Annotated in this window: 12 protein-coding genes; 3 read left to right on the top strand and 9 right to left on the bottom strand. The window is 56.4% G+C overall.

What is annotated here, in order from left to right; all coding sequences use genetic code 11:
• Positions 1–3: 3 nt before the first annotated feature.
• The 8 genes from C3451_RS11085 to mntR form a co-directional block, all read right to left on the bottom strand.
• Positions 4–1,326, bottom strand: a complete 1,323-nt coding sequence (locus C3451_RS11085; RefSeq protein WP_045621940.1) for a PTS transporter subunit EIIC — start codon at positions 1,324–1,326, stop codon at positions 4–6.
• Between the two features lie 51 nt (positions 1,327–1,377).
• The gene (locus C3451_RS11080) at positions 1,378–2,754 is read right to left on the bottom strand and encodes a glycoside hydrolase family 1 protein (protein ID WP_032624603.1); all 1,377 of its coding nucleotides are present in this window, start codon (positions 2,752–2,754) and stop codon (positions 1,378–1,380) included.
• A gap of 161 nt (positions 2,755–2,915) precedes the next feature.
• Positions 2,916–3,956: an aldo/keto reductase gene (locus C3451_RS11075; RefSeq protein WP_045621941.1), complete on the bottom strand. Its 1,041-nt coding sequence runs from the start codon at positions 3,954–3,956 to the stop codon at positions 2,916–2,918.
• Between the two features lie 102 nt (positions 3,957–4,058).
• Positions 4,059–5,582: an efflux transporter outer membrane subunit gene (locus C3451_RS11070; RefSeq protein ID WP_045308535.1), complete on the bottom strand. Its 1,524-nt coding sequence runs from the start codon at positions 5,580–5,582 to the stop codon at positions 4,059–4,061.
• The gene (locus C3451_RS11065; RefSeq protein ID WP_023299651.1) at positions 5,582–7,153 is read right to left on the bottom strand and encodes a DHA2 family efflux MFS transporter permease subunit; all 1,572 of its coding nucleotides are present in this window, start codon (positions 7,151–7,153) and stop codon (positions 5,582–5,584) included. Before C3451_RS11065 ends, C3451_RS11070 begins: the two co-directional genes overlap by 1 nt.
• On the bottom strand, positions 7,150–8,244 hold the full coding sequence (locus tag C3451_RS11060; RefSeq protein WP_045621943.1) for an HlyD family secretion protein: 1,095 nt from the start codon (positions 8,242–8,244) through the stop codon (positions 7,150–7,152). The genes C3451_RS11065 and C3451_RS11060 overlap by 4 nt, the downstream gene beginning before the upstream one ends.
• 101 nt (positions 8,245–8,345) lie before the next feature.
• On the bottom strand, positions 8,346–9,455 hold the full coding sequence (locus C3451_RS11055) for an anion transporter (RefSeq protein WP_023299650.1): 1,110 nt from the start codon (positions 9,453–9,455) through the stop codon (positions 8,346–8,348).
• Entirely contained in the window at positions 9,452–9,925 is a 474-nt protein-coding gene (gene mntR, locus C3451_RS11050) for a manganese-binding transcriptional regulator MntR (RefSeq protein WP_022647526.1), read from the bottom strand. Before mntR ends, C3451_RS11055 begins: the two co-directional genes overlap by 4 nt.
• Before the next feature lie 182 nt (positions 9,926–10,107).
• On the opposite strand from mntR, the gene mntS reads away from it, so the two are divergent.
• Together mntS and C3451_RS11040 are read left to right on the top strand one after the other, a co-directional pair.
• Positions 10,108–10,236, top strand: a complete 129-nt coding sequence (gene mntS / locus C3451_RS11045) for a manganase accumulation protein MntS (RefSeq protein WP_022647525.1) — start codon at positions 10,108–10,110, stop codon at positions 10,234–10,236.
• A gap of 268 nt (positions 10,237–10,504) precedes the next feature.
• Positions 10,505–12,088 carry a phosphoethanolamine transferase gene (locus C3451_RS11040; protein WP_022647524.1) on the top strand — a complete coding sequence of 528 codons (1,584 nt, stop codon included), beginning with the start codon at positions 10,505–10,507 and terminating at the stop codon, positions 12,086–12,088.
• Between the two features lie 116 nt (positions 12,089–12,204).
• Here C3451_RS11040 and ompX read toward each other — a convergent pair whose 3' ends face one another.
• Complete coding sequence (gene ompX, locus C3451_RS11035; RefSeq protein ID WP_003858450.1) at positions 12,205–12,723, bottom strand: outer membrane protein OmpX; 519 nt, start codon at positions 12,721–12,723, stop codon at positions 12,205–12,207.
• Between the two features lie 355 nt (positions 12,724–13,078).
• Here ompX and rhtA point away from each other — a divergent pair, with 355 nt between their 5' ends.
• Complete coding sequence (gene rhtA, locus C3451_RS11030; protein WP_023305742.1) at positions 13,079–13,966, top strand: threonine/homoserine exporter RhtA; 888 nt, start codon at positions 13,079–13,081, stop codon at positions 13,964–13,966.
• Positions 13,967–14,161 lie beyond the last annotated feature (195 nt).

Genomic DNA, 14,161 nt, shown 5'->3' with positions numbered 1-14,161 from the left:
AAATTAGTTTTCTGTCCCGCTGTTTTTCACGGCCACTCGCTCGGCCACCTTGAGGAAAGGCAGGTAGAAGAATACACCAAATACGATGATTGCCAACTGCACCACCACCGCCCGCCAGTCCCCCGCCGTCGCCAGCCAGGCGCTGAGGATCGGCGGCGTGGTCCACGGGATCATCACCACGCAGCGCGACATCAGACCCAGCGTGGTACAGAGCCACGCAAAGTAAATCCCGATGGCGGGCAGCAGCACAAACGGGATCATCAGCGGCAGGTTAAAGACAATCGGCAGGCCGAAAATCACCGGCTCGTTGATGTTGAACAGACCCGGCGCCAGTGACAGACGCGCCACCTGCTTCGCTGATTTCTGTCTTGAGAAGATGAAGATAGCGATCAGCAATGAGATAGTGCTGCCCGTCCCGCCCACCATGCCAAAGGTCGGCACAAAAATGTTGTTGATGATGTGTGGGATCGGCTGGCCGTTGGCAAAGGCCAGCATGTTCTCGTTGGTGTTGATCAGCAGAAACGGCTCCAGCACCACGCTGTTGACTACCGACTGATGAATACCGAGCGTGAACAGGAAGTTACCGAAGCTGTAAATGAAGATCGTCCCGGGCAGACTGGTGTTGATCAGCCGCAGCGGCTGCTGAATGAATGTCGTAATGAGATGGATCAGATCCGTATGCAGCACGTTCGCCAGTATGGCCGCCAGCACCGCAAACAGGGAGAGCGTGAGGATTGTCGGGATCAGCGCGGTAAAGGATTTGCTCACCGCCGGAGGCACGTTCTCCCCCAGCGAAATGTGCAGCGCCTTCAGCCGTGAAATGGCGATAAACAGCTCGGTTGAGAGCAGCCCAATCAGCACCCCGGCGAAAATCCCGGTGGAGCCGATATTGGCGAACGTCAGCACCTGGGTGACGCTCACCGTGGCGTCGCTGCCAACAGGCGTAATCTGTAAGCGCATCGGCATCATGATGATGAAGCTGCTGACGGCGATAACTACTGCCGAGACCGGATTGTCGAAATCTTTGTTGCGCGCCAGCGACCAGGCGATCATCGGTGCCAGCAGCAGCGCGGCGATGTTCAGCGTGCCGTTGATAATCGCCTCGCCCCACACCTTAAACTGCGTGAGCGTGTCGCCTTCCAGCACCCATGGAAACACGACGTTGTTCACCAGCACCGCCAGACCGGCGAGGATGAAAATCGGCATCACCGTGGCGAAAGCGTCCCGCAGGGATCGCAGGTGTACCTGGTTTGCCAGGCGCGCCGAGAACTCAACAAATTTATCGACAAAAGACTGCATGTGCGGTGTTATTTTTGTTTCAGACATAGCGGAGTATTCCCATCAATCAGTCACAAAAACGGCCCGGCAGCGTACGGCTTACATCTCGCGTCCGTTAGTATGGATAACCTGTTTTAACCACGCGTAGCTCTTCTTCGGCACGCGCTTAAGGTCTTTCAGGTCGTGATTTTCACGGTTGACGTAGACCACGCCGTAGCGCTTACGCATGTCACCCTGCGAGCTGAGAATGTCGATTAAGCCCCAGCCGAGGTAGCCCATTACCTCTGCCCCGTCCTCGAATATTGCCGCTTTCATCGCCTCGATGTGCGCCCGGTGGTAGTCGATGCGGTAGGTGTCCTCGATCGGGTTTACCCCGTCCCAGGACTCGATCACGCCGATGCCGTTTTCAATCGGGAATACCGGCATCCGCCAGTCGTTGGCATAGCGGGTGATGATGGTGCGAAAGCCCAGCGGGTCGATCTGCCAGTTCCACTCGGTGGCTTTCAGGTACGGGTTATTTTTCTCGCCATGCAGCAGGTAATGGTTCACCGGCGTGCCTTCCGGGATGGCATCGCTGTCCAGCGTTTTGCTGGCGTAATAGCTGAAGGCCATAAAGTCGTTCTTCGTGCGCGCAAACAGCGCGAGATCGTCTGCGCGGTAGATATCACCGAAGCCCTCCTGCTCCACCACCGCCATCACCGCCGGGCTGTAGCCCTGTCCCGCGAAGACGCGCAGCAGGTTCTGGTTGAGGAATTCGTCGTACTGCTGGGCGCAGAAGATATCGCGCGGTTTGCAGGTGGCTGGATAAATCAACTGGTGCGCCAGCATGCCGCCCATCAGCTTGCCTGGCTTAGTCTGGTGCAGGTATTCGGTCAGAGTCATGTGCGCCACCATCGCATGGTGCTGAAGCTCATACAGCTCGCGCAGGGTTTGCTCGCCTTTCATGTAACCGGAAATGCGAAAAGCTTCCGGCATATGGAAAATGTTCTGCTCGTTGAAGGTCAGCCAGTACTTCACGCGATCGCCGTAGCAGTCGATCATCTTCTTGCCGTAGCGGATAAAGGCCTCCATCACCCGGCGGTCGTTGAAGCCGTTGTACTCCTGCGCCAGCGCCAGCGGCATATCGAAGTGGTAGAGGCAGACCATCGGCTCAATACCGCGGGCGAGCAGATCGTTAATAAAGCGGTCGTAAAACGCGATACCTTCGGCGTTGAACTCGCCGTCACCCTGCGGGCAGACGCGGCTCCAGGAGATCTGGAAGCGGTAGCAGTTCATGCCCAGATCCTGCATCAGATCGAAATCTTCCCGGTAGCGGTGGTAGGAGTCGGTCGCCACTTTCCAGTCGGAGATGTTTTCTCCTGCTTCCCGAATGTCATATACCGACATCCCCTTCCCGCCCTCATTCCATGCCCCTTCCGTCTGCATGCTGGATACCGAGTTGCCCCATAAAAAGTTGGCTGGCAGTGATTTGTTCATGGTCTCTCCCTATATGACTAGTCATTTAAATTTCATGACTAGTCATATAGATCGGGATGAAACATCAGGCAAAGAGAAGGAGCATTTTTTGTGAGGTGGGTTGAAATAAAGACCAGAGAAAGTAGCCCCGGTAAGCGAAGCGCCACCGGGGAAAAGGAAGGTTACTGCTGCGCGAGCTGACTACGACGGTATTCCCCCTGCCGCTCCAGCATCCAGCCTGGATATTCGCGCGGCAGCGCGCTGACGGCATCAAGCTGTTTAAGCTCGTCTTCGCTTAAGCGGATCTCGGTGGCGGCAATATTATCGTCCAGCTGATCGACGCGTTTCGCACCAATAATGACGCTGGTCACCGCTTTTTGATGCAGCAGCCATGCCAGCGCGATTTGCGCCACGGAGACGCCCCTACGCTCGGCAATGACGCGCATTACGTCCACGCAGTCGAAGGCGCGATCTTTATTCACCGGCGGGAAGTCAAATTCCAGACGGCGGCCTCCGGTTTCGCTCTGCCCGTCACGACCGTATTTTCCGCTCAGCAGGCCGCCCGCCAGCGGGCTCCAGACCATCAATCCGACGCCTTCGCTCTGCATCATCGGCACCAGCTCGCGCTCCAGGTCACGTCCGGCAATGGTGTAATACGCCTGCAACGATGCGAAACGCGCCAGCCCAAGACGTTCAGAAATACCGAGCGCTTTGGCAATCTGCCACGCAGTCCAGTTCGAGACGCCGATGTATCGCACGTGACCGTGCTGTACAAGGTTATCCAGTGCGTAAAGCGTCTCCTCAATGGGGGTCGCGGGGTCGAAACCGTGCAGCTGATAGAGATCGATATGATCGAGCTGCAGGCGGCGCAGGCTCTCCTTTACGCTGTCGATAATGTGATAGCGCGAGCCGCCGCGTGAGTTCACTCCCGCCGTGCCCGTTTCACCAAACACCTTTGTGGCGACCACCACGTTTTCACGTGGAACGTTCAGGTTTTTTAGCGCCTGCCCGAGGATCTCCTCCGAGCGTCCTTCCGAATAGACGTCGGCAGTGTCGATAAAGTTGATGCCCGCGTCCAGCGCGCGGCCCACCAGCTGCTCGGCTTCGTTTTGCCTTAGCTGGCCAATCTTGCCCCACATGCCGCCCTCGCCGCCGAAGGTCATGGTGCCGAGGCAGAGTTCAGAAACAAACAGTCCGGTATTGCCCAGTTTTTGATAACGCATAACGCTTTCCTCGCATGTCGATTGGGTGTCTGTTAGTTATACCCGCCCCCCAGCCATCGCGAATGTGGCGTTCCTGTCCGTTTCTTGCCCAATCCTCTGAATCTATCCGCGCGGGGCATCGCCAAAGACGCTGTAGTCTGGCAGCTGAACCTGCTGATACGGCTCCCAGCCGCCGCCGAGGGCTTTGTAGAGCGCCACCAGGTCAAGTGCGCTCTGCACCTGCGCCTGCGCCCGCTGCTGTTCGGCCTGAGCGAGCTGACGCTGGGCGTCCAGCACGTCAATAAAACTGGCGATCCCCTGCCGGTAGCTGTCGCTGGCGAGATCAAAAGCGTTTTGCAGCGCGTCGATGGTTTTCGCCAGGCCCGCCTCACGCTGCTGGTCAGTGCGATAGCTCACCAGCGCGTTTTCAACATCGCCGAGCGCCGTCAGCACCGTCTGACGATAGTCCAGCACCGCCGCCCCTTGCTGTGCGCGGGCCACTTTGACGCTGGAGACCAGCCGACCGCCCTGGAAGATGGGGATGGAGACCTGCGGACCGAAGCTGTAAAAGTGGCTGCTCCAGTCGGTCAGCCAGCCGGATTCGCTGTTACGCAGGCCAAACTGCCCGGAGAGGGTGAAGCTTGGGAACAGTTCGGCTACCGAGACGCCAATTTGCGCCGTGGCGGCATGGAGGTTCGCCTCGGCTTCGCGCACGTCCGGGCGACGACGCGCCAGCGTTGACGGAATGCCGGTTTGCACAATATCCGGCAACGCTGGCATCGGCTGCACGGATTGTAATTCGGCATCCAGCGCCCCCGGCGGTTTGCCGAGCAGGATGGCCAGCCCGTTCATCGCCTGGCGTTCCTGCGCCTGATACTGTGGCAATTGGGCTTCAAGATTGCCCAGCTGCGCGCGGGCGTTCTCCACGTCCATCTGCGGTGACAGCCCACCCCGCTGGCGGCTTTCGGTCAGATCCAGCGTCTGCTGCGCGCTTTCAATTTGCGTATTAAGCGTGGCAATGATGCTCTGCGCCCCTCGCAGCTGTAGCCACGCCCGCGCCACTTCGGCCTCCAGCGAGACCAGCGCATCGTTACGCTGCTCGATCGCCGCCCGCTGCTGCGCCTCGGCCGCTTCTACCTGACGGCGCACCTTGCCCCACAGGTCGATTTCCCACTGAGCGTCGAAGCTGCCCTGATAGAGGTTAATCGGCTGCGTCAGCGGGCCTAACGCGCTTCGCAGCTGCGGATCGACATTATTCAACTGGTCATACACGCCGTGGGATTTCAGCTCCCCTTGCAGCCCAAGCTGCTGGCGCGTCGCCTGCACATTGCCATTCACCGACGGGAAAAATGCCCCGCCGGCCTGGTTAATCTGTTCGCGCGCGCCGGCAATGCGCAATACGGTTTGCTGTAGCGTCAGATTTCCGGCGATGGCGCGTTCAATCAGGCTGTCGAGCTGCGGCGAGCCGAAGGTTTTCCACCAGCGCGGGTTGGTGGCGGCGGAGGACGTTTGCGATTTCACCGCGCCGTCGCCCTTATCGTTCCAGTGCGTGGTGGCGGGCGGTGCAGGCTGTTGGTAGTCCGGACCGACGGCGCAGCCCACCAGCAGCATCATTATCATCAGGGGGTGTAAACGTCTGTGTATCATCAGTGTGCTCCTGCACTCCCCTCGCTCTTAACCGGCGAGAGCAACAAACAAAACGGAATCAGTAATAGGGCCACCGCGCTCAGAATGGTGAAGACGTCGATGTAGGCCAGAAAGCGCGACTGCTCGATCATGGTCTGGTACATCCGCCCGGTGGCAATGCCGGTCGGATCGCCCACCTGAGTGGTGAAGTTCTGGATCGCCTGGGCGCTTTCGCGTATCGCCAGCTGGAACTGCTCATTAAACGGCGAAGCGTGGTAAGCCAGATGCGCGCTGTGCGCCTGCGAGCGCTCGGTGATCGCCGCCGTCGAGAGCGAAATCCCAATCGAGCCAGCCACGTTGCGGAACATGGTAAACAGCGCCGCCGCGTCGGCGTTAAGCCGCCTCGGGATCGAGATAAAGGCGATGGTGGTGAGGGGCACAAACAGGAACCCGAGTCCAATCGACTGGGCGCTGCGGAACAGCACCAGCGTTTCGAAATCGATATCCGGTGTCAGCGTCCGGGACCAGAAGAACGACACCGCCAGGCAGGTAAAGCCGAAGGCGATGATCCAGCGCGTCTGCACCACCGGCATCAGCTTCAGTACCAGCGGAATAGTCAGCACAATCAGCACCGCGCCGGGCGAGAGCACCAGCCCGGACCAGGTGGCGGTATAGCCCAAATCCTGCTGCGCCAGTTGCGGAATAACCACCGAACTGCCGTACAGGATCATCGCCATCCCCGCCATCAGCAGGCTGGAGATCGCAAAGTTGCGATCCTTCATACAGTGCAGATCCACCACCGGCTTTTTGGCATACATCAGCCAGTAGATCGCGCCGATAATGCCGACCAGCGTCAGTACCGCGAAGGTGCGGATAAAGTTCGAATAGAACCAGTCATCATCTTCGCCCCGGTCGAGCATCACCTGCAAACAGCCAAGTCCGAGAGCGATCAGGCCGATCCCCGTCCAGTCGACGGTGAGCTTCTCTTCCGACTTTTTCTCCCACGGCGGATCTTCCAGCAGCTGATAGATGGCCAGCACCGTCACAATCCCTACCGGAATATTGATAAAGAACACCCAGCGCCAGGAGTAGTTATCGGTGATCCAGCCTCCCAGCGTCGGGCCAAGTACCGGCGCGACGATAATGGCAATGGATGAAAGGCCAAAGGCTTTGCCCCTGTCCTCCGGCTTGAAGTAATCGAGCAGCACCGATTGCTGCGTGGGCTGCAACCCGCCGCCAAAAAAGCCCTGCATCACACGGAACAGGATGATTTGCCAAAGCTCGGTGGCGATGCCGCACAGGAACGAACAGATGGTGAACATCACAATGCAGATCAGGAAGAACTGCTTGCGGCCAAACAGCCGGCTCAGGAAGGCCGAGATCGGCAGCACGATGCCGTTCGCCACCAGGTAGCTGGTGAGCACCCAGGTAGATTCGTCATAGCTGGCCGAGAGCGATCCCGCGACGTGGGGCAGCGCCACGTTGACGATGGTGGTGTCCAGAATTTCCATAAACACCGCCAGGGTGACCACAATCGCCACCGCCCACGGGTTACTGGCGGGCTTCCAGTTTTCGTGGCTGCTGTCCGTCATTCCACGGTGACCTTCGGTTCAACCGACAGCCCCAGCGGCAGCGGTTTGTTCGGATCCAGCCCCTTATCAATGACGATTTTCACCGGCACGCGCTGAACGATCTTCACAAAGTTACCGGTGGCGTTTTCCGACGGGAAGGCGGAGAAGCGCGAGCCGCTGCCCTGCTGGATGCTGTCAATATGGCCTTCGAGCGCCATATCCGGCCAGGCATCGACGGACACGGTCACTTTGTCGCCCGGCTTCATACGTTCAAGCTGCGACTCCTTGAAGTTCGCCACCACCCACACGTTCGGGGAAACCAGCGAGAACAGTGCCGTGCCTGCCTGCACCAGCGTACCAGGCTGGACGTTGCGTTTGGTGACAAAACCGTCGAACGGGGCGCGGACTTCGGTATAAGAGAGGTTCAGGTTGGCGGTTTCCAACTGCGCTCTGGCCTGATCGACCTGCCGTTCGCGGGCTTCGACGTTAGTCTCCTGCTGGCGGATTTGCAGCTGGACCTGCTCCGCCACCTCCAGCTGCGCCTGCGCGCTGGCCAGACCCGCCTGTGCACTCCGCAGTTGAGCGTTCGCGGCATCGATGCTTTGTTGTGTGGTCGCGCGGGGGTCAACGCCGCGCTGACGGCGGTACTCCGCCTGAGCGTTGGCCATATCCGCCTGGGCTTTCAGTACCTGGGCTTTGGCTTCATCACGCTGGGCGGGATATTGCACCTTCGAGAGCGCCAGCTGCGCCTGCGCCTGATGCAACTGCGCAACCGCCAGCCCAAGCTGGGCCTGAGCCTGATCGCGCTGGGCGGTGGTATCACGCGGATCGATCACCACCAGCACATCCCCTTTCTTTACACGCTGGTTATCCCGCACGCGAAGTTCGGTAACGTAGCCTGCCGTTTTTGGGGCAATGGTCACTACGTCGCCGTCGGTGAAGGCGTCGTCGGTGGTCTCTTCGTTACGGGTCAAAAACCACCAGACCAGCGCCACAATCACCATCACGATGACCACGATGCCAAGGATAATTAACGGTTTTTTGCCCGGGCGCTTGCGCTCGTTATTGTTTTGATCCTGCCCGTCAGCAGGTGGATTTTGATCTTCTGCCATAGTTCAGCAACGGTCCTGTCAGTGAGCGGCATCACACTATGCCGTTCACTAAAGCTAGGACGTTGCTATACATTTGCCAGAAAAAACTGACAAATTGCGCACTATATGAGAAGGAATAGTCCGAAACCGACCGCCGCAGACCAGAGCAGCATTGGGATTGACCATAAATGGAAGCGCCACCAGATGCGGCGATCGTTGGCCATCCGCAGGGCGATGAGGTTGGCCAGCGAGCCGGGCAGCAGCCCAAAGCCGCCGACGTTGACCGCCCACGCCAGCAGTACCGTTGGGGGAACATAGTTAAGCAGCAAAATGGTGGACGGCACGTTACTGATCACCTGCGAGAGACCAATGGCCGTCAGCCATAGTCCCGGTTGCGACAGACCGCTGACGCTATGGAGAACGGTCTGCAATACCGGGAGCTGGATCAGCAGATGCACGTCAATAAACATCGCCATAAACACCAGCAGCAGCGTCCAGTCAACGCTCACCAGCACCCGCCGGGCGAGGAACAGGAAGCCACACGCCACCAGCAGCGCGCCCGCCAGCGCCTGGTTTAACTCCAGCGCGGTAATGAAAACGATATACAGTCCCAGGCAGCTCCAGACGAGACGCGGCTGCCACTGGGGGCCGGTGGTACCGCTGTGGTACTGCAACGATTTATTCGGGAAAGCAAACCAGCCCACCACCAGCAGCGTCGCCACGATCGCCAGCGCCAGCGGCGCCATCTGCCAGGTAAATGCGGTAAACGACAGGCCGGAGCGTCCCCACAGCAGAATGTTCTGCGGGTTACCGATCGGCGTGAGCAGCGAGCCTGCATTGACGGCGAGCGCTTCAAAGATAATCAGACGGGTAACCGGTATTTCGCACAGCTTACGCAGCGTGAGCGTAAGCGGCACCACGATAAACAGCGCTACGTCATTAGTGAGGAACGTCGACAGCAGCGCCGCCGAAAAGACCATGAACAGAGCCAGTTTGCGCTCGGTGGCGAAGCGGCGCACCATTTTGCGCCCCAGCACGTCAAAATAGCCGCTCAGCTCTACGCCTTTGGTGAGCATCATCAAACCGCTCAGGGTAATAATGGTGCGCCAGTCTATGGCCGCCGGCCAGGTGTGCGGCGTGAAGGGCACAAAGACGCTGAGCCCAACGCCAGTGATAAGTAAAAGATGGAAAAAACGATCGCGTTTCAGGGCCTGCAAGCCGGGGATGTTCATTCAGCGGCGGGGCCATATTTGAGCGTAAATTCGCGGAACTTCACCAGCGTCTCTTCGCTGACGTGGTGTTCCATACCTTCGGCATCCCGACGGGCAATTTCCGGGCTGACGCCCAGCACCAGTAAAAAATTCTCGACGATCTGATGGCGCTCGCGGCTCTCCTGCGCCAGCTTTTCGCCTTCAGCGGTGAGAAACACCCCGCGCCAGGGGATCATCTCGATCAGCCCGACCGACGCCAGACGTTTTAACATTTTGGCAACGGTTGGCTGCGACACCCCCAGGCGTGCGGCCATATCCACCTGGCGCGCTTCTCCAACTTCACGAATCAGATCGGAGATCAGTTCGACATAATCATCAATCAGCTCCCGGCGGTGCGCCTCACGCACCTGACGGAAGCCTTCCACATGCTCTTCAACGTTCACCAGTTGCGTCGTTTTTTTTGTTGTTGGCTTACCTGCGCGACGGTTCATTGTGCTTCCTCAATGGGTTGACGCTTCCAGCGCCCTGTAACGGAGCGCACATTGTAAACCATAGCTCTACAAGCACAAAAAATTAACGAATTAGCCATAGCTATACAATATAGCCTGTGCTATATCTGTATGTAATGCAGTCACCCTTCACGGATCGAAGGGATCATGAATCAGGAGGTCTTATGAATGAATTCAAGAGGTGTATGAACGTGTTTACCCACTCTCCTTTTAAAGTGCGTCTAATGCTGTTGAACATGTTGTGCGATATGTTTAACGCCAAACCGCATCAGGACGACAAATCTTCTCACTAAGCGGCGTCGCGGCACGCCGCTTCATTTTCCTGTCACACTTTCGTTGTAAACTCGCTTTTTCCTGATTATTTTTGCGGATTTGCAGCCCCCTTCGCAAAACATCTGTTTAGCAACTGTTGACCTTAATTCACGCTCGCACTATCTTCTTGCAGCCCTGCACAATTTGCGGCTCGCTGAAGCGGACCTCCATTCCCTTTCCACGCACTGTCCGGCAGGCTTTGACCCTTGACGCCAGGGTGAGCACATGGCGTTTTCGTGATAGTGATCTATGAACGTAACCCTGATTGATACACTTGTTACCCGCAGCCGGGCCCTAAGCCCGTGGACGGGATTTTATTTTTTGCAATCGCTGTTGATTAACTTTGCTCTTGGCTACCCCTTTAGCCTGCTTTATGCCGTCGGGTTCACCTGCATTCTTCACCTGCTATGGCGAAGCGCACCGCGCATGCAGAAAGTGCTTATCGGGATCTGTTCTCTGGTGGCTGCCGCCTATTTCCCGTTCGGCCAGGCCTATGGCGCGCCGAACTTTAATACCCTGCTGGCGCTCCACTCCACCAATATGGAAGAGTCTACAGAGATCCTGACGATCTTCCCGTGGTACAACTACGTGGTTGGCCTTTTCATTTTTGCTCTCGGCGTGATTGCGGTTCGCCGTAAGCAGGTCGGGAAAAAAACATGGGGTAAAATTGAAAGCCTGTGCCTGGCCTTTAGCGTAGTGACGTTTTTTGTTGCGCCGGTACAAAATCTGGCCTGGGGCGGCGTGTTTAAGCTTAAAGATACCGGGTATCCGGTGTTTCGCTTCGTTAAAGACGTGGTAGTGAATAACGAGGAAGTGCTCGACGAGCAGGCGCGTATGGCCGAGCTTTCCACCATGAAAGATACCTGGAACGTGCTGGCGGTGAAACCGAAGTATCACACCTATGTAGTGGTGATCGGTGAAAGCGCGCGTCGCGATGCGCTCGGCGCGTTTGGCGGTCACTGGGATAACACGCCGTTTGCCAGCTCCGTTAACGGTACGCTGTTTACCGATTACGTGGCGGCCAGCGGTTCGACGCAGAAATCTCTCGGTCTGACGCTCAACCGTGTCGTGGATGGAAAACCGCAGTTTCAGGATAATTTTGTCACCCTGGCCAACCGGGCAGGTTTTCAGACGTGGTGGTTCTCCAACCAGGGGCAGATCGGCGAGTATGATACCGCCATTGCCAGCATCGCGAAGCGTGCCGACGAGGTACAGTTCCTGAAAAGCGGTGATTTCGAAGCCGATAAAAACACAAAAGATGAAGCGTTGCTAAAAATGACCGCGCAGGTCTTTGCCACTCAGCGCACCCAGCCGCAGCTGATCGTCCTGCACCTGATGGGGTCACACCCGCAGGCATGCGATCGTACCGGGGGAAAATATGCGGAGTTTGTGCAATCCAAAGAGACCTCGTGTTATCTGTACACCATGACGCAAACCGACGATCTGCTCAGCAAGCTGTACGCGCAGCTGCGCAACAGCGGCGATAGCTTCTCGATGGTCTATTTCTCTGACCACGGTCTGGCGTTTAAGGAGCGCGGTAAAGAAGTGCAGTATCTGGCTCACGATGACAAGTTTCAGCAGAACTTCCAGGTACCGTTTATGGTGCTGTCGAGTGATGATAAAACGCATCGCATCATCAAAGCGCGCCGTTCCGCGAACGATTTCCTGAAATTCTTCTCACAGTGGACGGGGATTAAGGCGAAAGAGATAAAAAATGATTACCCGTTTATCTCCGGGAAGAAGGGCCCGCCAGTTTACATTACCAACTTCAGGTTACAGAAAGTTGACTATAACCATCTGGGGACGGATATTTTCGATATTAAGAGTAAGTGATCTCTGCCGTCTCGTGCAGGCTGATGCCCTCACCCTGGCCCTCTCCCACGGGGAGAGGGTACAAACAAAAAAAATCCGCCACATTGGGCGGATTTTTTACTGGCTCACCGAAGTGATTAGAAGCGGTAACCTACGCCCGCGATCCAGGTGCCAACGTCAACGTTGCGGATACGGCTCTGCTCATAGGAGAAGTCCAGAGCAACGTTTTCGATTGGGTTGAACTGCATACCTGCGCCATAGGAGAAACCGTAGTCGCTGTTGCTTGCAGTACGGTTCAGACCCTGGTTTTCGGTCTGCTGGAATTTACCGTAGCCAACACCTACAACACCGTAGATGCTTGCCCAGTCATTCAGGCGGTAAGCAGGACCCGCGGTGATGCCGTAGTACTGACCTTTATTGTAAGAGCCATTTTCAGTACGATCTTTCTCGGTGTAAGTGAAAGAACCGATCACACCCAGCGGGTTGTTGTCTTGCTCGTAACGGTACTTCAGGTTGAAACCGTTGGTTTTGTTCATCACGCCCTGCATATCGCTCTGAGCGTAACCACCAGTTACAGTAGAAGTTGCCGCTACAGCGGTACCTGCGGAAACAGCCAGAACAGCTGCCAGTGCTGAAAGACATGCAATTTTTTTCATAACCACCTCAAATGTGCTTCAAGTAAGTCCGTAAGTTTTAAATATATCAAAAAAATCTGTGAAACTCTTTGTCATTCACGATGTCTAATGCGACCTTTCCTGTAACAGAACATTTCCAGCATCAGCTATCTCGTTCAAATAACTCCAGATTTTCACCTGTAAATGCTAATAGTGCGCGTCATCGCCATTTAGTAAATCCAGATTATTCCTAATCTTTCAGGCGATAAAATCAGCAACGTTTTCTCATTTTACGGATTTTCCCTGGATTTTTTTTCAACAGTAGCTCAACCGTTGCAGGTTATTTCCATTACACTGCGACTTTTACCTCTTTTGACAAAAATTGACAGGAGAAAGGATGCCAGGTTTACCTCGTAAATCGTCGGTCTGGATGCCGGTGGCAGTCATACTTATCGCGATGATGTCCATACAAAGCGGCGCGTCGCTGGCAAAATCGCTGTTTCCGCTGATTGGTGCGCCCGGCGTCACGGCGCTGCGTATCGCATTAGGCACCCTGATCCTCGTGGTTGTCTTTAAACCCTGGCGGCTACGGTTTAAAAAGGAGCAGCGACTGCCTCTGCTTTTTTATGGGCTGGCGCTGGGAGGGATGAACTACATGTTCTACCTCTCTATTCAGACTATCCCGCTGGGGATCGCGGTCGCGCTTGAATTTACCGGCCCGCTGGCGGTGGCCCTCTTTTCTTCTCGTCGCCCGGTAGACTTTATCTGGGTCATACTGGCCGTGCTGGGGCTATGGTTCCTTCTGCCGCTCGGCCAAAGCGTTTCACAAATCGATTTGACAGGGGCCGCTCTGGCGCTGGGCGCAGGGGCGTGCTGGGCGGTGTATATTCTCACTGGCCAGCGTGCGGGCGAAGAGCACGGCCCCGCGACGGTCGCCTTAGGCTCGCTGATTGCCGCGGTTATCTTTGTCCCGATCGGCATGGCACAAGCAACGGACTCAATATGGCAGTGGTCAATCCTGCCGGTTGGGCTGGCGGTCGCCATTCTTTCCACGGCGCTGCCCTACTCTCTGGAGATGATCGCCCTGACGCGTCTGCCTACGCGTATTTTTGGTACGCTCATGAGCATGGAGCCCGCGCTGGCTGCCATCTCTGGAATGATGTTCCTCGGCGAAACCCTGACACTGGTGCAGACGCTGGCGCTCTGTTCCATTATCGCGGCGTCAATGGGCTCTACATTGACCATGCGCCCGGAACCAAAAGTACATAAGATTGACCTCAACTAGCCCTTAAATTCTGCATGGCATACCGGCCATGCAGAATATAGGTCTCGTCAGCCCTTCAAATAATTTCTTACAAACTCTCTTATATTGCCAAAATATTTCACCTGCCCGCCTTGTCACTTAACGAATTAAGATTGATCTGCATCAATTTATATAAAAAACTTTAAAATCATTAAGTTAAAACTTCAACCATCCTTT

Origin of the sequence: Enterobacter sp. 301B (genome assembly GCF_003850715.1) — a bacterium.
Taxonomy (GTDB): domain Bacteria; phylum Pseudomonadota; class Gammaproteobacteria; order Enterobacterales; family Enterobacteriaceae; genus Enterobacter; species Enterobacter intestinihominis.
This window is presented reverse-complemented; position numbering and strand designations above follow the sequence as displayed.